Origin of the sequence: Secundilactobacillus kimchicus JCM 15530, from assembly GCF_001433995.1 — a bacterium.
Classification (GTDB): domain Bacteria; phylum Bacillota; class Bacilli; order Lactobacillales; family Lactobacillaceae; genus Secundilactobacillus; species Secundilactobacillus kimchicus.
Window position 1 is genome coordinate 351,144 of the sequence record NZ_AZCX01000001.1, and the last position, 25,463, is coordinate 376,606.

Sequence of the window (25,463 nt, forward strand, 5' to 3'; positions counted from 1 at the left end):
CCTTTTTAAGTCAAGCGTTGCACTGTGATTTTTAGCAATTAATTTAGTCGAGTGCTAATTCGCGGATTTTGCCGATTAAAATAGTCACGGGTCGCTTGCTCATCAGCCTTTAACTGGTCAACAAGGGCGTCGACTGACGAAAATTTAACTTCGCCGCGTAACCGGGTTTCCCACTCAACTTGAACGACTTCACCGTAAATGGCTGCGTCAAAATCTAGTAGGTAGGCCTCAATCGTAATCGGCCGATTTTCGCCAAACGTGATATTTCGGCCAACCGATGTCATTGCTTGATACCAGTCTGAGCCAATTTTGACGCGGGTCACGTACACCCCGATCCCTGGGAGTGCGTAGGCGGTATCGTGGCTAATATTAGCCGTTGGAAACCCTAGTGTGCGGCCCCGAGCTTCGCCGTGAACGACGGTTCCCATTGTCAGATATCGGTACCCTAACAATTGATTAACAGTGTTAAGATGCCCATCTGCCAAATTTTGACGAATTCGCGTCGAGCTAATCTTTTTGTCATCTTCCTCATGGCGGGCCACCGTTTCAATCGCAAAGCGGTCCTTCGCATATTCAGGCAACCGGTCCATATTTCCCGTGTCCTTGGGACCATAAGTATGATCAAACCCAGCAACGACTACTTCCGCATGAAATTTAACTAAGTATTGATCAACAAATTCCTGTGGCGTTAACGCCGACAACTGGCTGGTAAAGCCAACTTGGTAAACAACGTCAACGCCGAGTTGTTCAAACAACTCAAACTTGCGTTGTGGGACGGTCAGATAGTGGTAATCAGCTTCCGTTAACGGCCGATACACCAGTGCGGGATGATGATCGTACGTGAGAACTGCTAGAGTGAGTCCTCGCTCATCAGCAATTGCTTTTGCCCGTCGAATCACCGCCTGGTGTCCGCGATGAACGCCGTCAAAGAAGCCCATTGCTAAAACAACCGGCTGATCAAGCGGCTCATCCGGTTGCATAGGATGATGGATTTTAATGATTTGCATGTTTCACTCGCCCCTTCTTAAGTGGTACTAAACATCTTGAGCGGCTTATAAACCGCTCCTTTTTTTTGATACAGACACTTGATTGCCCCTTGATAGCGAAGCGCCACAACCGACGCCGATTGGTTAACTTCAGCTTCCTTCAACCAAATGCCATTTTTAACGCCGGACCACAGGTAGTCCGACAATTCAACCACTGGATAATCGCTTAATGCCCGGTCAATCGGTTGCAAAAACGACTCGTCTCCGGCTGCAATGGCTGACGTCAATTGTTCAAAAGTCCAGGTCTCAGCCAAGTCAAACCCACCGCTAGAAAGCCGGGTCAATGACGACATAACAGCGGGGACACCCAGTCGCTGTCCAAGTTCGACAGCCAACGTTCTAACGTAGGTTCCCTTCGAACACGTCACTCCAAAAGCCACGGTTTGAGTCCCAGACTGCTCGTCAAACGTGGGCGAGGCTAACCTTTTGAAACGCTTGATCATCACTTGACGACTGGGGCGTTCCACTGTTTGGCCTGCTCTGGCATACTCATACAGCTTACGCCCTTTAACCTTCACCGCTGAATACATCGGCGGTACCTGCGTCAACGTCCCCGTCATCGTTTGCATTTCAGCGTCGATTTGATCCGTTGATATCGGTGCTGATAAAATGGTCCGCGTCACTTCCGCACCATCCAAATCTTCGGTTTCCGTTGAAAAGCCAAACGTGACACTTCCCCGGTAAACCTTGTCGTGAGTCATCAGGAAATCCACAACTTTTGTTGCACTCCCCACACAGATGGGCAAAACGCCATCCACGTTGGGGTCTAACGTCCCAGAATGCCCCACCTTTTTAGTGTGAAGCAGTTTTCTCAGCCGGTTAACGCAGTCGTGGCTCGTCAACCCCCGTTCCTTATATAATGCGATGATGCCGTCCATGCAGTGACCCCTCTCTATCTGAAATCTCGTCCATCCATTATAGCATATTGTGATATGTAAAAAGCGCTTTGCCCAACAGGACAAAGCGCTTTTGACTAGAGTAACGGATCATCTTTGTGCAACTGACCTAATAGTTCATCGATATGTGATCCGTACTGCACAGAATCATCTTTTAAGAACGTCAATTCAGGCGCCTTGTAGATGTTTAACCGTGCGGCTAACTCGCTTCGAATTAAACCCGTTGCCTTAGTCAGACCCGCTTGAGCCTTTTCGTTATCAGAGGCCTTGTCAGACAAAATGCTGTAATAGACTTTGGCTTGTTGTAGGTCGCCCGTCACCTCAACACCGGTGATGGTCACACCCTCAACCCGCGGATCGCGGACGCGTTTCAACAACATGTCATTGACTTCTCGTTGAATTTCTTGCTCAAGTCGTCCTACTCGATAATGTGCCATTATGACTCCTCCTCAATGCTAACCGATAAATTAGTCGATTGGTACTTCTTTCATGACATAGGCTTCGATGACATCGCCTACTTTAATATCGTTGTAGTTTTCAACCGTCAACCCAAGTTCATGACCCTGAGCAACGTCTTTAACGTCGTCCTTAAAGCGCTTCAAACTACCCAACTTGCCTTCGTAGATGACAACGCCATCCCGAATTAAGCGGACGTCTGAATCCCGGGAAACGTGACCATCCGTAACCATCCCACCGGCAATCGTACCGACTTTAGAGGCTTTGAAAATGTCTCGAACTTCAACCTGCCCAATGACTTCTTCTTCGTACGTTGGTTCAAGTTTTCCTTTCATGGCATGCTCAATCTCATCAATGGCGTTATAAATGACCCGGTGTAATCGAATGTCCACTTCGTCTTGTTCAGCCTGTGCCTTGGCTTGCGGCGTTGGTCGAACATTAAACCCAATGATGATGGCATTACTTGCTTCCGCCAAGGTCACATCACTTTCATTAATGGCCCCTACGGCCGTATGAATAATGTTGACCCGAACGCCTTCCACTTCAATCTTGTTCAAACTATTAGCCAGAGCTTCGACAGACCCTTGAACGTCAGCTTTAATGATGACGTCAACTTCCTTCATTTCGCCCTCTTTCATAGTGTCAAACAAGTTGTCTAGTGTCACACGATTCTTCGATTGACGTTCTTCCATCAAGGCCTGCTTTGCCCGTTCTTCACCAGCTGCCCGTGCCGTTTTTTCGTCGTCAAAGACCACGAAACGGTCGCCGGCTTCCGGCACGTCGCTCAGCCCAGTAATTTCAACTGGAGTTGATGGCGTGGCTGTCTTGATCGACTGACCCAGTTCATTTTCCATTGTCCGCACACGACCATACGTGTTCCCAACAACAACCGGGTCCCCAACATGCATGGTTCCTTGTTGAACTAACAATGTCGCAACGGAACCCTTACCTTGATCCAGTTTGGCTTCGATTACAGAACCAGCAGCGTTTTGTTTTGGATTAGCCTTTAGCTCCATTACTTCACTCTGGAGTAAGATCATGTCCAACAATTCATCGATGTTTTGACCAAACTTAGCTGAAATTTGAACGAAAATGGTGTCACCACCCCAGTCTTCTGGGATAAGACCATATTCCGTCAATTGTTCAATCACGTGGTTGGGGTTTGCCCCTGGCTTATCGATCTTGTTGACGGCCACAATAATTGGGGTTTCAGCTGCTTTAGCATGGTTGATGGCTTCGATGGTTTGAGGCATCACCCCATCGTCAGCGGCCACGACTAACACGGTGATGTCCGTGATATCAGCACCACGGGCCCGCATTTCGGTGAAGGCCGCGTGTCCTGGAGTATCCAAGAACGTAATGGTCTTTCCATTATGCTTCAATTGGTAAGCCCCAATGGCTTGGGTGATCCCACCAGCTTCACCCGCGGTAATGTGAGAATGCCGCAAATGGTCCAATAATGTGGTCTTACCATGGTCAACGTGACCCATGATTGTCACAACGGGCGGCCGGTCTTCCAGATAGTCAGTGTTGTGAGCTTCTTCTTCGAAGAACTTATCGATATCTGAAACATCGACCTCCACCTTTTCTTGGGCATCGATCCCGTATTCAGAAGCTAAAATTTCAATGGTATCCTTATCCAATGACTGGTTTTGGTTGACCATTACCCCGAGCATAAAGAGCTTCTTGACAATTTCAGCTGGCTCACGGTGCAAGATTTTCCCTAGGTCTTGGGCGTTCATTCCAACGGAATAGAATAGCGTTTCTGGTAACGCCTTGTTCTTCCGTTCAGGAGAACCCTTCGGATGGTTTGTCTGTTTAATCCGTTGATCCTTCTTGCTGTACTTGCTTGCAAGGTTGTTATAACGGTTATTTTTCCGATTATTCCGGTTGTTTCGGTTATTTCGACTGTTACGCCCACCATTCCCGTTACTCCGGTTGTTGGAATTCCCGTTACTACTACGGTTGCTGTTATTACTGTTTAAGCTGCCACCGAACCGGCCGCCGCCGTTACGGTTCTGGCCACCATTTGACTGGTTGGACCGGTTTTGACCACCGTTGCGGTTTTGGTTCGAATTGCGGCTTTGGCTGTTGTTACTATTACTATTCCGGTTCTGATTGTTGCTGTTACGATTTTGACCATTAGTATTGCTCGATCGGTTTTGGCCGGTCGTGCGAGTTTGATTGTTCTGGCGGTTTTGAGTCCCGTTGCCGCCTTGTCGGTTTTGGTTGTTGCCCGTCGAGTGCTGAGTCGACTGGGTCCGGTTTGTATGAGTAGTCGTAGGTTGAGTCGCCGCCTTCTGATTAGGATTTGATTGAGTTGCTTGCGGTTTCTTTTGGCCAGCGTTATGGCTGAAAGCGGCCCGCAGTTGCCGTTCTTCGTTATCGCCCAATGTTGACATGTGATTTTTGACTTCGAAGCCCTTCTTTTGAGCCGTATCAATCATCGCTTTACTCGAAACATTGAGCTCTTTTGCGAGTTCATAAATGCGCTTTTTGCCCATCTAATCACGCTCCTTCGGTTTTTGTAAGTTCCAATAATTTTTTGGAAAAACCAGGATTTTTAACGGCCAAAACGGTCCGTTCGAGACCCGTTGCATTGCTCAACTCCGCCTTGTTAAAAGCTGAGATAATCGCAATGTTATAAAAATTAGCCTTATCACGAATTTTTTTGGCACTGGTTGGCCCAGCGTCATTGGCCAGTAAAACAAGTGTCACCGACTGATTCCGAATGGCTTTTAACACCATATTCTCACCCGTCACAAGTTGACTGGCGCGCCGAATTAATCCCAGTAATTGTAATGCCTTTTCAGTTTCCATTTTCAAACAATTCGCGCCGTGCTTGTTGATGATCGACATATTCAATCAGGTCATCGTAGAAGCTGTCGTCAACCTTCATCTCAAATGCCTTATCAAACGTGCGCGCCTTTTTAGCTTTCTTTGCAATCGCCACATCAAGTGAAATATAAGCGCCACGGCCTGACATCTTACCCGTTGGGTCAACGGCAACGTTATTTTCCTTATCCCGAACGACCCGGACAAGTTCCTTCTTCGGCGCCATTTCACCCGTCACAATGTCTTTTCGCATTGGGATTTTACGTTTCTTCATACGCTCAGCCCCCTTATTCGTCAGTGTTTTCAGCAGCGCTTGTTTCAGTCTCATCAGCAGATGGTGCGTTAAGAGTCGATTCAACACCATCGGTGCCAGCAGCTTCAGCTGCAACGTCAGTCTGATCAGCTTCGGAATCAGCAGCTTCAACTGCCGGTTGGGCTGCTGATTCTAAACTTTGCTCAGCTTCACTTTCAGACTTAATATCAATTTTGAAGCCCGTTAACTTAGCCGCTAGTCGGGCATTTTGGCCCCGTTTACCAATCGCCAATGACAATTGGTAGTCAGGAACAATGACCGTAGCAGCACGTTCGTTATTTTCATCGAAGATCACATCAATGACTTCTGCTGGGTTCAATGCATTCGCAATAAACTGTGCGTCGTCATCAGTCCATTCTACGATGTCCATATTTTCGCCACCCAGTTGCGACACAATGGCCTGAACCCGTTGTCCACGAGGGCCAACACTGGTCCCAACAGGATCCACATCCGCATTATTTGAGCGAACTGCGACTTTCGCCCGGTCACCTGCTTCACGGGCAATGGACATAATCTCGACCGTGCCATCGTAAATCTCGGGCACTTCTTCTTCAAACAATCGCTTGAGCAGGCCTGGATCAGTCCGACTGACAAACACCTGTGGCCCCTTAGCGGCATTTTCAACCCGAGTCACATAGACCTTAATGCGATCATGCATCCGGTAGGTTTCGTTAGCCATCTGATCTTGCGACCCCATGACGGCTTCGACGTTGCCCAGATTGACATAAACAAACCGGTGGTCTTCACGTTCTACTTCACCTGTGATGACTTCGTTTTCGTATTGGCTGTATTGATCAAAAATCAGTGACCGTTCTGCTTCACGAACCCGTTGCATAATCACTTGTTTAGCCGTTTGAGCGGCAATCCGGCCAAATGACTTCGGTGTTACTTCAAACTTAATGTCATCGCCGATTTCGTACCCACGGTTAATCGCTGTTGCATCTGCCAACGTCACTTCCAGACGGGGGTCATAGACCTCTTCAACCACTTTTTTAACCGCGTAAACGTGAATGTCACCCTTCTTATCGTCAAAGTTAACTTCAACGTTTTGAGCCTGATTGTAATTCCGCTTGTAGGCAGACGCTAAGGCTGCTTCCAACGCTTCAATGACGATGTCTTTTTTAACCCCTTTTTCACGCTCAAGGGTATCTAAGGCACCCAACAGTTCCTTACTCATTTTCGTAATCTCCTTTGTTTCGAACTAAAACTTGATGGCTAGACGGGCTTTCGCAATGTTATCGCGCGGAATCGTGAAGGTCTTAAACCGACCCTTCAGGTTAACTTTTAAGTTTAACTCCGTGTCAGATAATTCCGTCAGTGTGCCTTCGTATACTTTCTCACCGCTAAGCTTTTGGTAAAGCGATACGTGAACGTATTGTCCAACCGCACGCTTGTAGTCTCGTTCGTTTTTTAACGGCCGCTCCGCACCCGGGGAAGAAACCTCCAAAAAATAGGCCTGAGGAATTGGATCAGGATCGAGCTCATCCAACTTTTCACTGAGTTCATCGCTAACCAGTGCACACTCGTCAATGGTGATGCCACCCGGCTTGTCGATGTACAACCGCAAATACCAACTCTTGTCCTCATTCACAAATTCAATGTCTACCAACTCAAATTGATGGGCATCGATGATGGGTGTCACAAGTTGGGTCACAATGTCGACAACGTTATCCAAACTTTTACCTCCCGTGGGATTTTGCCAATAAAAAGAGCGAGCATCACTGCTCACTCCTTTCCGACGTATTTACAATAAACAATATACCACATAAATGAATAAAACGCAAAAACCCAAGCTTATCGCGCTTACATATCAAACAAGCTCAATTGGTTTTCGTCAGGCAAACCTTCCAAGACGCCATTTTCTGTCATGAAATCAATCAAGGTTTTTGAAACCTTTCCCCGTTTAGCGAGATCTTCCTTCGATAGGAACGGCTTGTCCTCACGGGCGGCCACGATCTGCTTAGCCACGTTTAACCCAAGGCCGGGTGCCGCATTAAACGGCGCAATGAGCGTGTTGCCTTCAATTAACCATTGGTTGGCATCTGATTTTTCAAGATCAATCATCTTGAAATCAAATCCCCGTTCTAGCATTTCATTAGCTAGCTCCAAGACGGTCAGCAGGTTCTTTTCCTTTGCACTAGCGTCCATCCCCTGATCGGTAATTTCTTTCATCCGGGATTTAACCGATTCCTTCCCACGTGACATCGCAACGACATCAAAGTCCTCAGCACGAACACTAAAGTAAGCTGAGTAGTAGACCAGTGGGAAGTAAACCTTAAAGTAGGCCACTCGTAGTGCCATCAAGTCATAGGCAGCGGCATGGGCCCGCGGAAACATGTACTTGATCTTAAGGCAGGACTGAATGTACCAGTCCGGAACCTCAGCTTCTTTCATCTTAACTTGCCACTCATCAGGGATACCCCGGCCTTTCCGGACGTGTTCCATAATTTGGAACGCAATTTCGGAATCCATTCCCCAGTGAATCAAGTCGGTCATAATGTTATCCCGACAGCCAATCACATTGGCAATGGTTGCCGTGCCGTTTTTAATAAGTTCCTCCGCATTACCCAGCCAGACGTCAGTCCCATGGGAAAGCCCCGAAATTTGAAGAAGGTCCGAATAGTTTTTAGGATGCGTTTCTTCAAGCATCCCGCGAACAAATCGAGTTCCAAATTCTGGTACGCCCAACGTTCCGGTTTTCGACTGAATTTGCTCCGGTGTCACTCCTAACGCTTCGGTCCCTGAAAACAGAGACATCACGCCGGGATCATCCATCGGGATTGTGTAGGGGTCAATCCCACTTAAATCTTGTAGCATCCGGATCATTGTCGGATCATCATGGCCCAAAATATCAATTTTCAAAATGTTGTCATGAATGGAATGGAAATCGAAGTGGGTCGTTTGCCAGGCAGCACTTTGGTCATCGGCAGGATATTGAATGGGCGTAAAATCAAAAATGTCCATGTAGTCAGGGACAACAATAATCCCCGCCGGATGTTGCCCCGTCGTCCGTTTAACCCCGGTCGCTCCCTTGGCCAGTCGGTCAATTTCAGCGCCCCGCAAGTTTTGTTCCGTATCACGCTCGTAAGCCTTCACGTAACCATATGCGGTTTTGTCCGCAACAGTTCCGATCGTCCCGGCCCGATACACATTACCCTCACCAAACAACACCTTTGTATAGTTATGGGCAATGGCTTGATAGTCCCCAGAAAAGTTCAAATCGATATCGGGCACCTTGTTTCCAGTAAAACCTAAGAAAGTTTCGAACGGAATATCATGGCCGTCGCCAACCATCACCGTGCCACATTCTGGACACTTTTTTTCTGGCAAATCAAAACCAGAGCTGTACTCACCCTTTGTAAAAAACTCTGAGTGGCGGCAATTGGGACAACGGTAATGAGGTGGTAGCGGGTTAATCTCGGTAATCCCAGTCATGGTGGCCACCAGCGACGATCCAACCGATCCCCGGGAACCCACTAAGTAGCCATCTTTGGTACTCTTTGCCACTAACCGTTGAGCAATCAAATAAATCACTGAGAATCCGTTACCAATAATACTCTTTAATTCCCGGTCCAACCGGTGTTGCACAATCTCAGGTAGTTCTGAGCCGTATAGGTCATGCGCCGTATTCATCGTGCGTTCCCGAATCTCGTCTTCCGCCCCATCCATTTTGGGGGTGTACAACTTATCCTTCAATGGGTGAATATCATCAATCATATCCGCAATTTTGTTGGTGTTTGTCACCACCACCGCTTTCGCTTGCTCGTCACCCAGAAACGCCAAATCATCCAACATTTCGTTGGTTGTCCTGAAATGAACATCTGGCAGCTTTTGCCGGTTAAGGGGATTAGCGCCCCCCTGCGAATGAATTAAAATGTGACGGTAAACGGCGTCTTCCTCGTTGAGATAATGTACGTCTCCCGTGGCGACAACCGGTTTTTCAAGTTCTTGACCGAGCTTTACCATGTTTCTCAAAATTTCTTCCAGGTTACTCCGATTCTGAATCAGACCGGAATCAATCAGGGGTTGATACACCGGCTTGGGTTGGATTTCAAGGTAATCGTAAAACTTAGCTTTTGCCTTTGCCTCTTCGTACCCCTTTTGCATCATCGCTGTAAAAACCTCTCCTGAATCACAAGCCGAACCGACCAGTAACCCATCGCGATACTTCTCTAAGAGGCTCCTAGGAACCCGCGGAACCCGGTAAAAGTAATCCACGTTTGACGCTGAGACGACCTTAAACATGTTCTTCAGGCCAGCCTGAGTCTGCGCCAGTAGAATGACGTGGGACGGCCGAGCATGCTTATACGCATCGTTATCACTCATGTGGTCGTTTAATTCATCGTGGTATTTAATGCCATACTGGTCCTCGGCATCCTTTAAGAAGATATAGTTTAAATGGCCCGTAGACTCTGCATCATAAACCGCACGGTGATGGTGCTCCAATGCGACGTTAAACTTCTTTGCCAGCGTATTTAGCCGGTAACTCTTAAGCGTCGGATACAAGAACCGGGCTAGTGTCAACGTGTCAATGATGGGATTTTCAACCGGCCCCATGCCATGCCGGGCATAACCAGCATTCATGAACCCAATATCAAACGTCACGTTATGACCCACGATAATGGCATCGCCATAAAACGCTCGAAATAGTTTGAAGACCTCTTCTTCGCTCTTAGAGCCACGGACCATGTCGTCCGTAATACTCGTTAAGTCTGTTGTCTGATCGGACAAATGAAAGCCAGGGTCAATGAACTCTTCGAATTGGTCGATGACTTCTTTTCCTTGCATCTTGACGGCCGACAGTTCAATCACCTTATCATAAATCGCTGACAACCCAGTCGTTTCCACGTCAAAGATAACGTAGGTCGCCCCCTCAAGCAGCCGGTGATCACTGTTATAACCAATAGGCTCACCATCATCGACAAGGTTAGCCTCAACCCCGTAGATCATTTTGATTTCATTTTTATTGGCAGCATTAAACGCTTCAGGAAATCCTTGCACACCCGCATGGTCCGTAATGGCAATCGCCTTATGACCCCATTTTTTGGCCTGCTTCACGTAATCGCTAATCGGATTTGTCGCATCCATCGTGCTCATAGTCGTGTGTAAGTGTAGTTCCACCCGCTTTTCGTCTTCAGGAGCGGTATCCTGTCGACTGGCAACGCTGACTTGATTGATATCGTAGGCGTTAAGTACTAAATCCCGCATAAAGTTGTCCTCTTGGACACTACCACGAACTTTAATCCAATCACCTTCATTGAGACCATCAAACTGGGCCTCATCACCATCGTCTCGAGAAAATTTCTTAACCACAATGGAGCTAGAATAATCCGTAATTTTTAAAATTAAAAGTTTTCGTCCGGATCGTAAGTCACGGACTTCTTTGTCAAAAACGTAGCCTTGAACGATGACCGATTTTTCCTCATCCTGGATATCGACAAGTTGCATTGGATCATCGTCTTTAATTTTGCGACCAATAATAGTCGGTCCATTGCCAACCGCGGGACCTTTTTTGACGCGTTTTTCGTTAGCCGTCTTAATGGCTGCAACGGCGCGTTTAGCTAACTCAGCATCATTTTTGGCTTTGTTAGCCTTAAATTCTTCAATTTTTTGCTGTGAAGCGGATTCATCAACAAGGGTGTGAATTGAAAACGCCGGAAATCCGATTTGGCGGTACTTCTGCTCAATTGGCCCAAGCGCCTGGTTGACCAGAAAGTTTTTCACGACTTCGTTTTCAGCCATAAAGATGACACGACCGTCTTCCAAATGTGGGACCTGCTTATGACACAGTTCTTGAACCAGAGGCGAAGTCAAACCACTGTTTTGAACGACCCATTCCCAGTAGTCTCCTAACGCTCTGTCGGTAAGTTGTGGTTGGGTTGTTCGAATCGAAAACGCAACCTGAGCAATCGTTTTAAAGGTCGTCTCAAGTTGATGATGAAACGTCAGAAAAATATCGTAAGGTAAAACATCAGGCATGGAGAGGTCAAAGTGCCACCGCTTGGATTTTTCGTGAACGGTTAGCTTGTCGAGCGTTGCCGACCGGAACGCGGCCAACTGATCCGGTTCCGTTAGTTGTAACTGTTCAAGCAATTTTTCAAATAATTGATGATGATCTAACGCCAAAATGGCGACCCCCTTAAGTGCTTAAAACGTTTAACGTCAAAGCGGAGGGCCAAAACGGCTACCCTCCGCTAACTTAACTATTCGTTTAACTCAGTTGTATCAGTGCTGGCATTCAGTAAAATTGAAACGGTACTCTCAACTTCGTCCGTCTTCACTTCAACAGTTTCGCCAGTCTTTCTAATCTTAATTTCTACAATCCCATCAGCGGCTTTCTTCCCGACCGTAATTCGAGCAGGTAGCCCGATCAAGTCGGAGTCAGCAAACTTGACCCCAGCCCGTTCCTTGCGGTCATCCAGCAGAATCTTATAGCCAGCCGCAGACAGCGTGGTTTCTAATTCGGTTGCCACACTCATCTGCGTGTCATCTTTAGTATTAACCGGAATCACATGTAAGTCAAACGGCGCAATTGCTCGCGGCCATACTAAGCCGTTATCGTCGGATTGTTGCTCAGCAATCGCTGACAACAGTCGACTCACACCAATTCCGTAAGACCCCATAATGACGGGGACATTCCGGCCGTTTTCATCTAACACTTCGGCGCCAAGGGCCTTTGAGTAGCGCGTTCCTAATTTGAAAATATGGCCAATTTCAATACCCCGAGTGAACTTTAACGGTCCGGAACCATCAGGAGCCATGTCACCCTCGGTCACCGTCCGAAGATCTGCAAATTGATCCACCCTAATATCGCGTTCAAGATTGGCGTTCATATAATGCTGGCCGTCCTCGTTAGCCCCAACGGCAATGTTAACCATATCTTGGACATAACGGTCCGCATAGACCGGAATTTCAGCATCAAGACCAACCGGGCCAAGTGACCCAAAGGAAGCACCAAGAACGTTAACGGCTTCATCGTTTGTGGCAGGAGCCAAAAAATCGACATTTAACAAGTTTTTCAACTTAACTTCGTTTAGTTCATCGTTGCCTCGTAACAGCACCACAACGGGCGTTTCATCCGCAATATACAACATGGTTTTGACCAATTGATTGACGTCTAATTCCAACTTTTCAGCTACCGCATCAATCGTTTTGGCGTCGCCCGTTGCCACTTTGGTCAAATCGCCCAACGCGGCATGGGATTTTTTAGAAACGTACTGACTTGTTGCCATTTCGAGATTGGCTGCATAATCTGAAGTATCAGAGTATGCAATCGTATCTTCTCCAATTGCGGCGATCGCTGAAAACTCCTTCGAATCTTTACCGCCCATTGCCCCACCATCACCAATAATGGTTCGGTAGTTAAGACCAATCCGGTCGAAAACGCGCCGGTAGGCCCCTTCCATTTGACGGTAAACAGTATCCAAATCAGCCTCATTAACCGTAAACGAGTAGGCATCCTTCATAATAAATTCCCGACCACGTAAGAGACCGTAACGTGGGCGCTCCTCGTCGCGATACTTTGCTTGAATTTGGTATAACACCAGCGGTAATTTTTTATACGATTTGACGGAATCACGAATCAACGTTGTAAAGGTCTCTTCGTGCGTTGGTCCCAAAATAAAGTCAGTATCGTGGCGGTTTTTAAACTTGAATAGCGTTGGCCCGTAGGTTTCGTAACGGCCCGAATCTTTCCACAATGAAGCAGGTAAAACAGAAGGGACAACCATTTCAACTGCATCGATTTTTTCCATTTCCTCTCGGATGACCTTTTCAATATTGGTTAACACCCGAAAAGCGAGTGGCAAATAGGCGTACATGCCGGCTGTGACTTGCCGGATATAACCGGCCCGCAGCATCATTTTATGACTCAAAGCCTCTGCGTCACTTGGTACCTCTTTTAACGTTGGAATTAACATTTTTGACTGTTTCATTCGATTATTGTCCCCTTTGATTAATCATTTTATCTAATAAAATACCGCTCAATGTCATTCCAAGTCACCAGTAACATTAAGATGACAAGGAAGGCAACACCGACTAACGTAATCGCGGTTTCCACGTTTTCCGATAGCGGCTTTCGCCGAATGGCCTCAATAGCATTTAAAAGTATTTTACCACCATCAAGCGCTGGAATAGGTAGTAAGTTGACAATTCCCAAATTTAACGAGAGAAAAGCTAGGAAGTTCAAAACGCCTGCCAAGCCTTCTGAAGTTGCAACGGAAGTTGTCGCAAAAATAGCAACTGGCCCACCTAAATCGTTGAGACTGAAATGACCAGATACCATGGACCACAACGCCCCTAGTAGGGTTAGCATCATTTGCCATGTTTGGGTGAATCCAGACAACAGCATCGCTTTCAAAGAGTGATCACGATATTGTGTAATTCCGACAACGCCAACAGTTTTCCCCTGAACCTTGTTGGCCTTAGGGGTCATTGAAAGCTTCTTAGTTTTACCATCGCGCTTCACAACAAACTGGGTCTTCTTGTCTGCCCGACTCTGAATAGCAACACTAAGCGAGGCCCAGTCGCTCACCTTTTTGCCGTTGACTGAAACAACGGCATCACCGGTTTTAAGGCCGGCTTTTTGAGCAATTGTGACGCCCGAGTCTGTAGGCGTCACCCGGTTGTCATTAGTGGCAACGCCCCCCACAACAAAGCTAAATATCGTATAGACGATAATGGCCAAAATGAAGTTGTTCATCGGCCCTGCAAAATTAGTCATCAGTCGGTGACCCAGACTGGCTGACTGAAATTGGACGTCCTTAGGGGCAATTCGAACCTCGGTGCCATCGCTTTCAATCACCGTCGCATCGTGATCAACCGCGTACCGCTTAACAGTGTCTTCATCACCGTTCTCGTACCCTTCGATCCAGAGCTCGTTTTCCAAATCTGTTGCCGTGACTTCCATCGGAATTCCGTTAAACAACGTTGATTTCTTACTCGTGTTAATACGGGTCACTTTATCATTTGCCCCAACGTACAAACTAACTGGCGTTCCTGGCTTTAGTTCGTCTTCGTCGTCTTCACCACCAGCCATTCGAACATAACCTCCGAGTGGCAATAACCGGATTGTATACGTGGTGTCTTTAGTCCGATAGTTAAATAGCTTCGGTCCCATGCCAATAGAAAACTCCCGAACGAGGATGCCCGCCCGCTTAGCAAAATAAAAATGGCCGAATTCATGAATAAACACGATGATTCCAAATACAATAATAAATGTAATAATGGTCGTAATCACAAGCGTCGTCCTTCCGTTAGGGGTCTAGATGAAGTTCAATAAATGCAGTGCTGGTAACACGAGTAATAAGCTATCAAACCGGTCCAATATACCACCATGGCCCGGTAAAATTTTACCCGAATCTTTAACGCCATAATACCGTTTAAGGGCGGATTCCACGAGATCACCAAACTGCCCAATAACCGAAACGATGACGATCAACAAAATCGTAGTGAGCAAAGAATAGTTGCCTTGCGGATAAAAGTAAGCATAAAGGCCCACGATCACGGTTGCAACGAGTGTCCCACCAATAGAACCTTCCCACGTCTTATTAGGACTAATGTGCGGGGCAAGTTTATGCCGACCAAGCTTGCGACCAATCATGTAGGCACCGCTGTCTGTAATCCACACAATTAACAACGCGAAAAGGAGGGCAAAAAAACCAACTTTTCGGGCCTCGATAAAGTAGTGAAAACCCATCCCGATGTAGAAAATTCCAAGGGTCAACACCGCTGCATCATCAAACGAAAACCGATTCTTTGAAACAACTGAATAGATGAGTAACAGGATCACCATGACATAAACTAAAAAGTTCAGGTGTAAATGTGGCGGTAGGAACCCTAGCCACTTGTCTGGCAAAATTACCATCAAAACGGCAATCCCAGAAATGATGGCCTCAGGTGAGACCAGTAACTTCTTACGCATCACTAGCAGTTCACTCAACGCAACCAACCCAAGAACGGCCGCCGCTATATCGACCCAAATACCACCCATGATGATGATCGGAATAAAGATAATTAAGGCGACTACCGCCGTAATAACCCGTTGCTTCATAACCTATTAATCCCCTTCTCGACTCTAACAATGATTATTTTTTTAATCCACCAAATCGGCGTTTGCGCTGCTGAAACTGATAAACTGCCTCCGTTAATAAGGCCGGCGTAAACTCTGGCCAATGGGGCCCTAAAAAGACAAACTCGCTGTAGGCAATTTGCCACAATAAGAAATTTGAAATGCGCTCTTCACCAGAAGTTCGGATGAGCAAATCAGGATCCGAATACGCCCCCAGCCCACTAGTCATCAAGTGTTGTCCGATAGTGGCTTCCGTAATGTCACCTGGTTTTAACGTTCCGTCTTCAACCTCTTGACTTATTTGCTGAACGGCTGTCGTAATTTCTGCTCGGCTACCATAGTTCAGCGCAAAATTGAGCACCATCCCCGTACAATCTTTTGTATCAGCGACTGCCCGTTCCACTGCGCCACGGGTCTTTTCTGGAAGTTGATCAATGTAGCCCATCACCCGAACCTGAACGTTATTTTTGACTAAATCAGGCACAAACGTGTCAAAAAACTCGACTGGTAACTTCATCAGGTAATTCACTTCGTCGTTGGGACGCTTCCAATTTTCGGTCGAAAACGCGTACAGCGTCAACACTTTAATGCCTAAGCGACTCGCAGCAATGGTAATGGTCTTGACCGTGTTCATTCCCTGTTTATGGCCGGCAACACGTGGTAAGTGGCGTTTTTGCGCCCAGCGTCCATTACCGTCCATTATAATCGCAACGTGCCCCGGGATATTAGTTGGGTCAAGCTGGATGGCAGCATCGCTAGGACTATCCGAATCTGTTTTATTGAACCATGAGAACACGCTGACACCTCCAAATAAGCTCTACGAATCTTCATCATACCAAAAAACAGAGTTGGCGACCATGCCAACCCTGTTTTTTTGATGCTTTTTAAGACAATTTAAATGAGTCTACTCAAGTAACCGCCATTCACCACGCTTAGCATCCGCTAATGTGCTAAAGTACTGTAATAAATTGTTCGCATCTTCCGGACTGACTTCACCTAACATGTTAAGTCCCTTCCCAGTTGGAAGCGGCTCGCTCAAATCGGTAATGTCCGAACCGTTTTCGATGGTTGCCGTTGAAAAAGCAATCAACCAATCGTCTTCAATTAACTGAGTAATGACGAAAAATAAGTTAAAGTTATCATCCACGTAAGCTGGTTGTGAGTATACCCCAGGCTGAATTTCCTGTAATTCGTTGCCGCCATAGTTCAAAATGCCCAAGTTTTCAGCATTTACTTCATTATTCAGTTTGAACACCATTTTCTCAAATTCGGGTGTCCCTGGCGTAATTTCGACTTCTTCGTTATTTGTGTTATCGTCTGCCATATCGTATGACCTCCTCTGGGTTAACCAGAAATAATTTCGGTTTCTTTGTCTTCGGTAATTTTGTCAATCGACTTAGTTGCATCATCGGTCGCCTTTTGGACGTCTTTTTCCAAATTATGCAATTCATCATCTGTCAAGTCACCGTTTTTGTGACCCTTTTTCAAAGCATCCATTGCTTCACGCCGAACATTACGAACGGCCACCTTGCCCTGTTCAGCGACTCCGCGAACCTGTTTGGCAAGTTCCTGACGCCGTTCCTCGGTCAATTGTGGCACAACAAGTCGGATCGCGCTTCCGTCATTGGCTGGCGTAATGCCCAGGTCTGACTCCATAATGCCTTTTTCGATATTTTCTAGGGCCGTCTTATCGAACGGTGTCACCAAAATAACCCGGGGCTCCGGAATTGAGATCGAAGCCACTTGGTTTAGCGGCGTTTCGGCCCCATAATATTCAACCGTGACGCGACTAAGCAGACTGGCGTTCGCCCGACCGGCCCGAATGGTGCCTAGTTCCCGACTCAATGCCTGTTCGGCCTTTTTCATTTTATCTTTTGCTTGATCAATAATTGGGTTTGCCATTCCTATTTCCCCCTAACTGTCGTTCCAATATCTTCACCAAGAACGACTTTCTTAATGTTACCAGGCTTGTTTAAATTAAAGACAACTAGTGGAATGTCGTTATCCATGGACAACGTGCTAGCAGTCGAATCCATAACATGTAAACCTTTGTTGATGATATCCATATGCGTTAGCGTGTCAAATTTAACCGCCGTTGCATCCACATTTGGATCTGCTGAGTAGACACCATCAACGCCATTTTTGGCCATCAAAATGGCATCGGCGTTAATTTCAGCTGCCCGTAAAGCCGAGGTTGTATCCGTTGAGAAGTATGGACTCCCAGTCCCACCAGCAAAAATAACAACCCGCTTCTTTTCCAGATGACGAATCGCTTTGCGTCGAATGTACGGTTCCGCAATGGCCCTCATTTCAATTGATGTTTGGACCCGGGTTGGGACATCAAGTGACTCAAGGTTATCTTGAAGGGCTAAGGCATTCATAATTGTTGCTAACATGCCAATGTAATCTGCCTGGGCGCGTTCCATTCCCATCTGGGCACCAGACTCGCCGCGCCACATGTTGCCACCGCCAACGACAATGGCAACTTGAAGGCCAAGGTTATACACATCCTTGATCTCTTGAGCGACCGTTTTAATGACCGGCGGATGAATCCCAAAACCCTGCTCGCCGGCAAGTGCTTCACCACTCAGTTTCAAAACGACTCGCTTATATTTTAAGTCCGACATGATGACCCTCCTATTTATGCTCTTGTTCGATTTTATCATATTCAAGCCTAATTCGATAGCGGAAACCCGTTCAAGGCCTAAAAAAAAGATGTACAGAAACTGTACATCTTTAATTATTTAATTACTTACTACCGTTAATTTGTTCGTTAATTTCAGCAGCCAAGTCCTTTTGTTCGACTTCGATGCCTTCTCCAACTTCGTAACGAACAAAGGCCTTCAATTTGCCACCCTTTGAAGCGACATATTGGCCAACCGTTTGGTCTGAGTCCATAACAAAAGCTTGGTCTTCTAAACTAATTTCAGCCAAGAACTTGTGCAACCGACCTTCGACCATTTTTTCAACGATATTTTCAGGCTTGCCTTCGTTGAGGGCTTCCTTCTTCAAAACATCGCGTTCGTGGTCAAGACGTTCCTTTGGAATGTCATTGCGAGAGACAAATTCAGGGTTAACAGCTGCAACGTGCATGGCAACATTTTTAGCGGTTGCTTCATCGGCACCTTCCAAAACAACGAGAGCAGCGATTTGACCACCGTTGTGCAAGTAGTGACCAAAGACGTCGCTGTCAGTTTTTTCCACAACTTGGAACCGCCGAAGCGAAACGTTTTCTGAAGTGACTTGAGTTTGCTTAATGATCATGTCTTGAACGCTTTCACCATCAGCATTTTTCAATTCCAAGGCAACGTCAACCGTTGCCGGCTTTTGAGCGGCAATCAAATCAGTGATGTTGTTAACCAACGTCTTGAACGTGTCGTTAGTAGCAACAAAATCGGTCTCTGAGTTAATTTCTGCAATTGCAGCACTGTTACCATCAACAGCGACTTGTGCCAACCCATTGGCAGCAACGTTGCCGCTCTTCTTTTCAGCTTTTGCGATTCCCTTTTCGCGGAGGTAATCAACGGCCTTTTCCATGTCACCTTCTGCAGCAACAAGTGCTTTCTTAGCGTCCATCATGCCCACGCTAGTCTTATCCCGAAGTTCTTTAACTAATTTTGCAGTAATGCTTGCCATAATTTGGCCTCCTCTAAAAATCAGTTTTACCATACAAAAGGCTGGTGAAAAATCTAGGCCTAACAAGTCCCGTTTTTCAACCAGCCTAGCACTGATAAATTATAAAATTAACTTAATTAATTGTGACTTATTCAGCATCTGAAGCGTCGCCATTACCCTTCACTTGGTCAGCGAGCTTTTGTAAGTCTTCGTCAGATGCAGTTGCAGTTGCTGTTTCTTCTGCTTGAGCATCGTCTTCGCCTTGACGACCTTCAACGATAGCATCAGCCATCTTGCTGGTAATCAAACGAACGGCACGAATGGCATCATCGTTAGATGGGATGATAACATCGATGTCATCTGGGTCAGTGTTGGTATCAACCATGGCGACAATCGGGATATTCAGCTTTTGAGCTTCCTTAACCGCAATTTGTTCCTTACGAGGGTCAACAACAAACATAACGTCAGGTAACTTAGGCATGTCTTCAATCCCACCCAAGAAACGTTCCAACTTTTCACGTTGCTTGTTTAACAGGGAAACTTCTTTCTTAGGCAACCGGTCAAAAGTACCGTCTTCGCCCATCTTCTTCAAATCTTTAAGACGCTTGATCCGAGTTTGGATGGTGTCCCAGTTAGTCAAAGTTCCACCTAACCAACGGTGGTTAACGTAAAATTGACCAGCACGCGTTGCTTCTTCAGCAATTGAGTCTTGAGCTTGCTTCTTAGTTCCAACAAACAGAACAACGGCACCACGGGATGCTTCGTCCTTCATGAAATTGTAAGCAGCGTCGATCAACTTAACCGTCTTTTGTAAGTCGATGATGTAAATGCCGTTACGTTCCGTAAAGATGTATTCTTTCATCTTAGGGTTCCAACGACGGGTTTGGTGACCAAAGTGGACACCAGCTTCAAGTAATTGTTTCATTGTGATAACAGCCATGAAATAGCCTCCAAAAAATTAGTTTTTTTATCCTCCCTCGCTCTCAACTAGCGTGGGGACTCATATGAGCACCACCCATGCTATCAAACGAAGTGTGAATTGTGGCAATCAGCCGAAAAATATTATACCGAGAATTCGGTGAAGATGCAACCACCTTAGCGGATTTATTTGAAAAAACTTGCGTATTATTACATTTGTGTTACACTATCTTTCGCAAGACCGTTAAGGAGGGATAGGGTATGATCAAAGCTCTTGTCTTTGACATGGATGACACCCTGTATGACCAGCGCACACCATTTGCTCAGGCCTTACAAGCTGTAACCAATGAGCCCATTACACCGGCCGATACGCTCGATGAACTATTTGACACGTTTCAACTAACAACCAGTCAAATAACCGATGACCACCAACTTCCCACACTTGGAAAGTTACTGAATCCAATTTTAACCGGTCACGGGTTACCGATCATCTCGAGTTCTAACTGGGACCACTTTTGGGAACTATATCAGACTAAACTTCAAAATATCTCTCTTTTTGGTGAGATTGAAGGCTATCTGAGTTCCTTAAAAGACGTCTATGAATTGGGAATCATTACCAATGGGTCGGCCGAACAACAGTCAAAAAAAGCGCTTCAGTTGGATCTTCATCGTTGGTTTAAACGAGCCAATCTAATTATTTCAGATGAAGTCGGTTTGGCCAAGCCAGACGCGCGAATTTTCACCTATTTCAACCGCAAATTGAATTTGCAAGCTAATGAGGTCGTCTATATCGGAGACGACTACAACACGGATATGATTGGCGCCAAGCAGGCTGGATGGCACGCTTTTTGGTTTAATCACCGCCATCTTGATACGCCTTCCGCAAATTATATTCCGGACCAAACAGTCGAGTCAGCTACTGAACTTGCTGACCTTCTCAAAGCACTAACCGTTACGGCCTATTAAAAAATGCTTCGTTTCCTAAGAAACGAAGCATTTTTATTATTCCGTTAAACTAGTTAAAGGCCACAATATCGTCGTCAGTACCAGTTTCAATCAAGTTCTTGTTTGAGTTCAAAGCAAATTGAACCATGTTCTTAACCGCCGTCTTCGTGTAGAAGGCAATGTGTGGCGTAACCAAGACGTTATCGCGTTTCAACAGGTTCTTCAAACGTTCGTCTGGAATCGCATCAAAGCTACCAAAGTCAGTGTTAAAGATACCAACTTCGTCTTCGTATACGTCCAAAGCTGCCCCGGCAACTTTGCCAGAATCCAAAGCCCGAATCAAAGCATCGGTATCAATCAAAGCACCACGGGCTGGGTTGACGATCCAAACACCGTCCTTCATCTTGCCAAAGGCGTCGTCGTTAAACATGTGTTCGTTTTCTTTTGTCGCTGGAGAGTGAAGTGAGATAACGTCTGATTGGGCGTAAAGTTCGTCCAAGGTATCAACGTACATCCCTTCTTTTTCCAATTCTGGATTGTGGAAAATGTCATAAGCAATGACTTTTGCACCAAATCCCTTGTAAATGTTAATTGCTTTACGGCCAATCCGACCGGTAGCAATAACCCCAACCGTCATTTGGTCCAATTCATCAGCAATATCCGGTGCCCATTGCAAGTTTCCGGCTGCGATTTTCTTATCGAAAACAGGCGTCCGACGCAATAACCGCATCAACTGAGTTGCAGCCAGTTCAGCAATCGCATTTGGTGAGTATGCAGGAACATTGGTAACCTTGATATCATTACGCTTGATAGCATCTGCATCAATGTTGTCGACACCGACATTCCGAAGGGATAATGACTTGATACCAAAGCTGGCCAACTTGTCTAAAACCGCAGCCGTGTATGGCTTTTGTTGGTAAACAACCGCACCATCATAACCCTTAGCTTGATCAACTGTCGATTCATCAAGTAATTCAGAAACCGCTTTAACCTCGATACCCTGATCGTCAGACCACTGCTTTAAGTAGGCCTGTTCATCATCGCGGATACCATATGCAATAATTTTCACAATAAAGTCCTCCATTCACAAAACTACTTTAAGTTTATCATGAAAACAAGCCTTTGATAAGCGTTTTCAGGATAAAATGCAAAATTGTGAATGGGTAAGCACCTACTTATCCCAACTTAACACCATGGGCTTCTAAATAGGCCAATTTAGCTCGCCGTGGCTGATGTTTAAAAGCATACTCTGCCTTTAGAGCCGCTGACTTTGTTTCAAACCCCTCCCAATATAAGAGTTTAAGGGGATGCCGCCGTTTTTGTTGGGTGTATTTCGCTCCGTGACCACTCTGATGGACTTTGAATCGTCGCAACACGTTTGTGGTAAATCCACCGTACAAGGTATTATCCGCACAATACAACACGTAAAAATAATAACCATCAATCGTTTTGTCCGGCATGATGATTGCCATACAACATCTTCCTAACTTCGTCGCTATAGTGACCGTCTGAACCATACGTCATTAATGGCGGTAACACGGTCAAGCCCGTTTGTTTTCCATCCTTAATAGCCTCGATTAAGACCATATTAGCTGGTTTCCCCGGTTTGGGATAAACAAATTTCACCCGCTTTGCTGATAAACGATGCTCGGCCAACTCCCGGGTTAATTCCAGTAGTCGGTCAGGCCGATGAACAAAGTACGCCCGACCACCCATTTTCAACAAATCACTCGTCATCATCACGATTTGTGTTAAATTGGTCGTCATTTCATGTCGGGCGATGGCTAAGTACGGGTTGGGATTCTTTTTACTACTTGGTAAATCCGCAAAATACGGCGGGTTGCAAGTGACAACGTCGACGGAATCCTTGGCAATGGTATCAGTAATCGTTGCCAGATCACGATTTAACACATCAATTCGGTCGTCTAAATGATTCAAAATAACAGACCGTTGAGCCATGTCCGCTAACCGTTCCTGCAGTTCAACCATCAAAATGTGGCCCCTACTTTTTGACGCCATAAACAACCCGACAGCCCCGTTCCCTGCACAAAGGTCCACCATCTGGCCAGTCGGCTTAACTGGGCCTTTTGCAAAATCCGCAAGCAGAACCGCATCGAGTGAAAACGAAAAAACTTCCGGACTTTGAATAATAGAAATGTTTTGACTATAGAGTTGATCAATTCGTTCATTTTGTCGCAACAGGTCTTGCGTCATTTTCCAGTTTCCTTTCTGTCTGCTTGGCATTTTCACGGGTGACTGATAAAAAAATCAAGACCAGTCATTTATCACCAAGACAAATGATCTAAAACAGATTATAATCGTTAGTGTTGTAAATTTGAAATAAAGCGAGGGTTTAAAATGTTATACGGCTTTTTGAGGGTCGTTGTCCGCTGTCTTCTCTGGCTGATCAACGGCAACGCCCACTACGAACACGGCGACCGGTTACCCGCGGGAAATTACATCCTGGTGGGGCCTCACCGAACGTGGTTTGATCCCATCTACTATGCGTTAGCCGCTAGTCCGAAAAAATTTAGTTTCATGGCTAAAATTGAACTTTTTAAAAACCCAATTATCCGGTTTATCCTAAACCACGTCAACGCTTTTCCGGTTGACCGTCAGCATCCAGGACCATCCGTCATTAAGCGCCCTGTCAATGATCTCAAGAAAACGGATCTCTCATTAATCATGTTTCCATCGGGAACTCGTCATTCTCAAGAGCTTAAAGGCGGGGTAGCCGTCATTGCCAGAATGGCTAAAGTGCCCATCGTACCGACTGTCTACCAAGGGCCATTGACTTTTAAGCAGCTCTTTTCGAGACACCGCGTAACAGTTTCGTTCGGCGATCCAATTCAAGTAGCGCCGAAAGGCAAGTTAGACGAAACGGCTATGGCTAAAATCGAAAATGACTTGCAAACTGCCTTTGCAAAACTCGATAAAGAAATCGACCCATCCTTTCATTACGTAGATCCAAAGGAAACGGCCCGATAAAAAAGAAGGTGCTAAGCACCTTCTTTTTTAGTCTTTGTTGGCTTGTTGTTTCATACTGTTCATCATTTGATGCAGTTTCTTTTCCGATGGGCGTTGCCCCATTTGCATCATCATCATTCGTAACTGATCTTCACTGATCGGCGGGTTTTCCTTGATATACCGTTCCATGTAGCGACGGGCACCAAAAAATCCCCCAGCTAAACCAACGATCAGGGCGATGACGACGATCAAAATCCAAATACCGGTTGACAAGCGGAAGGCCTCCTTTTACTAACATCTGTCTAATAAGTTTACACAAAATTTGACCAATTGAAAAGCCATTCCGGTAGAATTGCGTAGATTAATCACGCAATCCTTTCTTGCGTTGGATATCTTGGACCTTCTTGGGTGTCACTTCTTTTCCCGCCTTATCAAAAACTTGGACCATTTCAATTTGGCTCTTAAAACTCTCACGGAACTTCTTCAGGTATTTTTGTCGGAGATCCTTACGTTCTAATTCCTCAATTTCAGAAAGGCCCTCTTCTTTTGCTTTTTTTGCTAAAACGTTAATGCGTTCAATTAATGCTTTCATTTCAGTATCTGCCATCTGATTGACCTCCTTATTCAAACACAGTTTAACAGCTTTTATTTTGAATCTCAACGAATTAAACCGAACACTTGTTTGAAATCACCCCATTTTTATGCTAAAATTGCTATAAAATAAGACTATGACGAGGTGCACCAATGACAAAATCCTCTGATTCAAAACAGATTGCGATCTTGCAATATATTTACGATCAAACACAAGCGCACGGCTACCCACCTACCGTTCGTGAAATCGGGGAAGCCGTTGGCCTAAGCTCAACATCCACGGTCCACGGTCACATTGCCCGACTGTCTAAGCGTGGTTTACTCATCAAAGATCCAACCAAACCGCGCGCTTTGGAAGTGACGCAAAACGGGCTCGAAACGCTTGGTATTTCAGACACGGCGACTCAGATCCCCGTTCTCGGAACGGTTACAGCCGGTCAGCCCATTTTAGCGGTTCAAGAAGCAGTCGACTACTTCCCGGTGCCACACAAATTTGAAGATGAAGTTGACGAAATCTTCATGCTTAAAATTCGGGGCGAAAGTATGATCAATATTGGCATCCTGGACGGCGATCAAGTCATCGTCCACCGCCAAAATTCCGCCGAAAATGGCGAGATTGTGATTGCAATGACTGAAGATGACGAAGCGACGTGCAAGCGATTCTTCAAAGAGGATCACTACTACCGTCTCCAACCAGAAAACGACACCATGGATCCGATCATCTTAAACTCGGTCACGGTGCTAGGTAAAGTCGTTGGCCTCTATCGTGAAGAGGTTTCATAGCAGCTTTTTACCAAATAAGTGCCACTTAA

General features: G+C 46.0%; 26 protein-coding genes. 3 read left to right on the plus strand and 23 right to left on the minus strand.

Annotation, left to right across the window (positions count from 1 at the left end):
• Nucleotides 1-38: 38 nt before the first annotated feature.
• From ribF to rpsB, 18 genes are all read right to left on the minus strand, one after another.
• Complete coding sequence (gene ribF, locus FC96_RS01775) at nucleotides 39-1,007, minus strand: riboflavin biosynthesis protein RibF (RefSeq protein ID WP_056941780.1); 969 nt, start codon at nucleotides 1,005-1,007, stop codon at nucleotides 39-41.
• Nucleotides 1,008-1,024: 17 nt separating this feature from the next.
• A complete protein-coding gene (gene truB / locus FC96_RS01780; RefSeq protein WP_056941781.1) occupies nucleotides 1,025-1,924 on the minus strand; it encodes a tRNA pseudouridine(55) synthase TruB in 900 nt (299 codons plus the stop codon).
• Nucleotides 1,925-2,019: 95 nt separating this feature from the next.
• A complete protein-coding gene (rbfA, locus tag FC96_RS01785) occupies nucleotides 2,020-2,379 on the minus strand; it encodes a 30S ribosome-binding factor RbfA (RefSeq protein WP_054659607.1) in 360 nt (119 codons plus the stop codon).
• Nucleotides 2,380-2,409: 30 nt separating this feature from the next.
• Nucleotides 2,410-4,902, minus strand: coding sequence for a translation initiation factor IF-2 (gene infB / locus FC96_RS01790; protein WP_056941782.1), 2,493 nt, complete (start codon nucleotides 4,900-4,902; stop codon nucleotides 2,410-2,412).
• 4 nt (nucleotides 4,903-4,906) lie between these two features.
• A complete protein-coding gene (locus FC96_RS01795) occupies nucleotides 4,907-5,218 on the minus strand; it encodes a L7Ae/L30e/S12e/Gadd45 family ribosomal protein (RefSeq protein WP_056941783.1) in 312 nt (103 codons plus the stop codon).
• A complete protein-coding gene (gene rnpM, locus FC96_RS01800; RefSeq protein WP_054659609.1) occupies nucleotides 5,208-5,507 on the minus strand; it encodes an RNase P modulator RnpM in 300 nt (99 codons plus the stop codon). The genes FC96_RS01795 and rnpM overlap by 11 nt, the downstream gene beginning before the upstream one ends.
• Before the next feature lie 13 nt (nucleotides 5,508-5,520).
• Complete coding sequence (gene nusA, locus FC96_RS01805) at nucleotides 5,521-6,723, minus strand: transcription termination factor NusA (protein ID WP_056941784.1); 1,203 nt, start codon at nucleotides 6,721-6,723, stop codon at nucleotides 5,521-5,523.
• Nucleotides 6,724-6,747: 24 nt separating this feature from the next.
• Nucleotides 6,748-7,221: a ribosome maturation factor RimP gene (gene rimP / locus FC96_RS01810; RefSeq protein ID WP_056941785.1), complete on the minus strand. Its 474-nt coding sequence runs from the start codon at nucleotides 7,219-7,221 to the stop codon at nucleotides 6,748-6,750.
• A 128-nt stretch (nucleotides 7,222-7,349) separates the two neighbouring features.
• Nucleotides 7,350-11,672 carry a PolC-type DNA polymerase III gene (locus tag FC96_RS01815; protein WP_056941786.1) on the minus strand — a complete coding sequence of 1,441 codons (4,323 nt, stop codon included), beginning with the start codon at nucleotides 11,670-11,672 and terminating at the stop codon, nucleotides 7,350-7,352.
• A gap of 77 nt (nucleotides 11,673-11,749) precedes the next feature.
• Nucleotides 11,750-13,480 (minus strand): proline--tRNA ligase, encoded by a 1,731-nt coding sequence (locus tag FC96_RS01820; RefSeq protein ID WP_056941787.1) that lies wholly within the window; start codon nucleotides 13,478-13,480, stop codon nucleotides 11,750-11,752.
• 29 nt (nucleotides 13,481-13,509) lie between these two features.
• Nucleotides 13,510-14,784: an RIP metalloprotease RseP gene (gene rseP, locus FC96_RS01825; RefSeq protein WP_054659611.1), complete on the minus strand. Its 1,275-nt coding sequence runs from the start codon at nucleotides 14,782-14,784 to the stop codon at nucleotides 13,510-13,512.
• A gap of 24 nt (nucleotides 14,785-14,808) precedes the next feature.
• The gene (locus tag FC96_RS01830; protein WP_056941788.1) at nucleotides 14,809-15,597 is read right to left on the minus strand and encodes a phosphatidate cytidylyltransferase; all 789 of its coding nucleotides are present in this window, start codon (nucleotides 15,595-15,597) and stop codon (nucleotides 14,809-14,811) included.
• A gap of 34 nt (nucleotides 15,598-15,631) precedes the next feature.
• Nucleotides 15,632-16,411: an isoprenyl transferase gene (locus FC96_RS01835; RefSeq protein WP_056941789.1), complete on the minus strand. Its 780-nt coding sequence runs from the start codon at nucleotides 16,409-16,411 to the stop codon at nucleotides 15,632-15,634.
• Nucleotides 16,412-16,519: 108 nt separating this feature from the next.
• The gene (locus FC96_RS01840) at nucleotides 16,520-16,939 is read right to left on the minus strand and encodes a hypothetical protein (RefSeq protein ID WP_054659613.1); all 420 of its coding nucleotides are present in this window, start codon (nucleotides 16,937-16,939) and stop codon (nucleotides 16,520-16,522) included.
• Nucleotides 16,940-16,959: 20 nt separating this feature from the next.
• On the minus strand, nucleotides 16,960-17,517 hold the full coding sequence (frr, locus tag FC96_RS01845) for a ribosome recycling factor (RefSeq protein WP_054659615.1): 558 nt from the start codon (nucleotides 17,515-17,517) through the stop codon (nucleotides 16,960-16,962).
• A gap of 2 nt (nucleotides 17,518-17,519) precedes the next feature.
• A complete protein-coding gene (gene pyrH, locus FC96_RS01850) occupies nucleotides 17,520-18,242 on the minus strand; it encodes a UMP kinase (RefSeq protein WP_056941790.1) in 723 nt (240 codons plus the stop codon).
• 121 nt (nucleotides 18,243-18,363) lie between these two features.
• The gene (gene tsf, locus FC96_RS01855) at nucleotides 18,364-19,251 is read right to left on the minus strand and encodes a translation elongation factor Ts (protein ID WP_056941791.1); all 888 of its coding nucleotides are present in this window, start codon (nucleotides 19,249-19,251) and stop codon (nucleotides 18,364-18,366) included.
• Nucleotides 19,252-19,378: 127 nt separating this feature from the next.
• Nucleotides 19,379-20,170 carry a 30S ribosomal protein S2 gene (gene rpsB, locus FC96_RS01860; protein ID WP_054659617.1) on the minus strand — a complete coding sequence of 264 codons (792 nt, stop codon included), beginning with the start codon at nucleotides 20,168-20,170 and terminating at the stop codon, nucleotides 19,379-19,381.
• Nucleotides 20,171-20,409: 239 nt separating this feature from the next.
• Here rpsB and FC96_RS01865 point away from each other — a divergent pair, with 239 nt between their 5' ends.
• Nucleotides 20,410-21,114 (plus strand): HAD family hydrolase, encoded by a 705-nt coding sequence (locus FC96_RS01865; RefSeq protein WP_056941792.1) that lies wholly within the window; start codon nucleotides 20,410-20,412, stop codon nucleotides 21,112-21,114.
• Between the two features lie 49 nt (nucleotides 21,115-21,163).
• On the opposite strand, the gene FC96_RS01870 is transcribed toward FC96_RS01865, so the two are convergent.
• The 3 genes from FC96_RS01870 to FC96_RS01880 form a co-directional block, all read right to left on the minus strand.
• The gene (locus FC96_RS01870; RefSeq protein ID WP_054659623.1) at nucleotides 21,164-22,162 is read right to left on the minus strand and encodes a D-2-hydroxyacid dehydrogenase; all 999 of its coding nucleotides are present in this window, start codon (nucleotides 22,160-22,162) and stop codon (nucleotides 21,164-21,166) included.
• Nucleotides 22,163-22,268: 106 nt separating this feature from the next.
• Nucleotides 22,269-22,565, minus strand: a complete 297-nt coding sequence (locus FC96_RS01875; RefSeq protein ID WP_235804699.1) for a GIY-YIG nuclease family protein — start codon at nucleotides 22,563-22,565, stop codon at nucleotides 22,269-22,271.
• Nucleotides 22,534-23,307 (minus strand): tRNA1(Val) (adenine(37)-N6)-methyltransferase, encoded by a 774-nt coding sequence (locus FC96_RS01880; RefSeq protein ID WP_056941793.1) that lies wholly within the window; start codon nucleotides 23,305-23,307, stop codon nucleotides 22,534-22,536. The genes FC96_RS01875 and FC96_RS01880 overlap by 32 nt, the downstream gene beginning before the upstream one ends.
• A gap of 144 nt (nucleotides 23,308-23,451) precedes the next feature.
• Between FC96_RS01880 and FC96_RS01885 the strand changes: the two genes are divergently transcribed.
• Nucleotides 23,452-24,081 carry a lysophospholipid acyltransferase family protein gene (locus FC96_RS01885; RefSeq protein WP_056941794.1) on the plus strand — a complete coding sequence of 210 codons (630 nt, stop codon included), beginning with the start codon at nucleotides 23,452-23,454 and terminating at the stop codon, nucleotides 24,079-24,081.
• Between the two features lie 27 nt (nucleotides 24,082-24,108).
• Here FC96_RS01885 and FC96_RS01890 read toward each other — a convergent pair whose 3' ends face one another.
• Nucleotides 24,109-24,333 carry a YneF family protein gene (locus FC96_RS01890; RefSeq protein ID WP_054659625.1) on the minus strand — a complete coding sequence of 75 codons (225 nt, stop codon included), beginning with the start codon at nucleotides 24,331-24,333 and terminating at the stop codon, nucleotides 24,109-24,111.
• An 88-nt stretch (nucleotides 24,334-24,421) separates the two neighbouring features.
• Nucleotides 24,422-24,667 carry a DUF896 domain-containing protein gene (locus FC96_RS01895; RefSeq protein ID WP_056941795.1) on the minus strand — a complete coding sequence of 82 codons (246 nt, stop codon included), beginning with the start codon at nucleotides 24,665-24,667 and terminating at the stop codon, nucleotides 24,422-24,424.
• A 137-nt stretch (nucleotides 24,668-24,804) separates the two neighbouring features.
• Between FC96_RS01895 and lexA the strand changes: the two genes are divergently transcribed.
• Complete coding sequence (lexA, locus tag FC96_RS01900; RefSeq protein ID WP_056941796.1) at nucleotides 24,805-25,434, plus strand: transcriptional repressor LexA; 630 nt, start codon at nucleotides 24,805-24,807, stop codon at nucleotides 25,432-25,434.
• Nucleotides 25,435-25,463 lie beyond the last annotated feature (29 nt).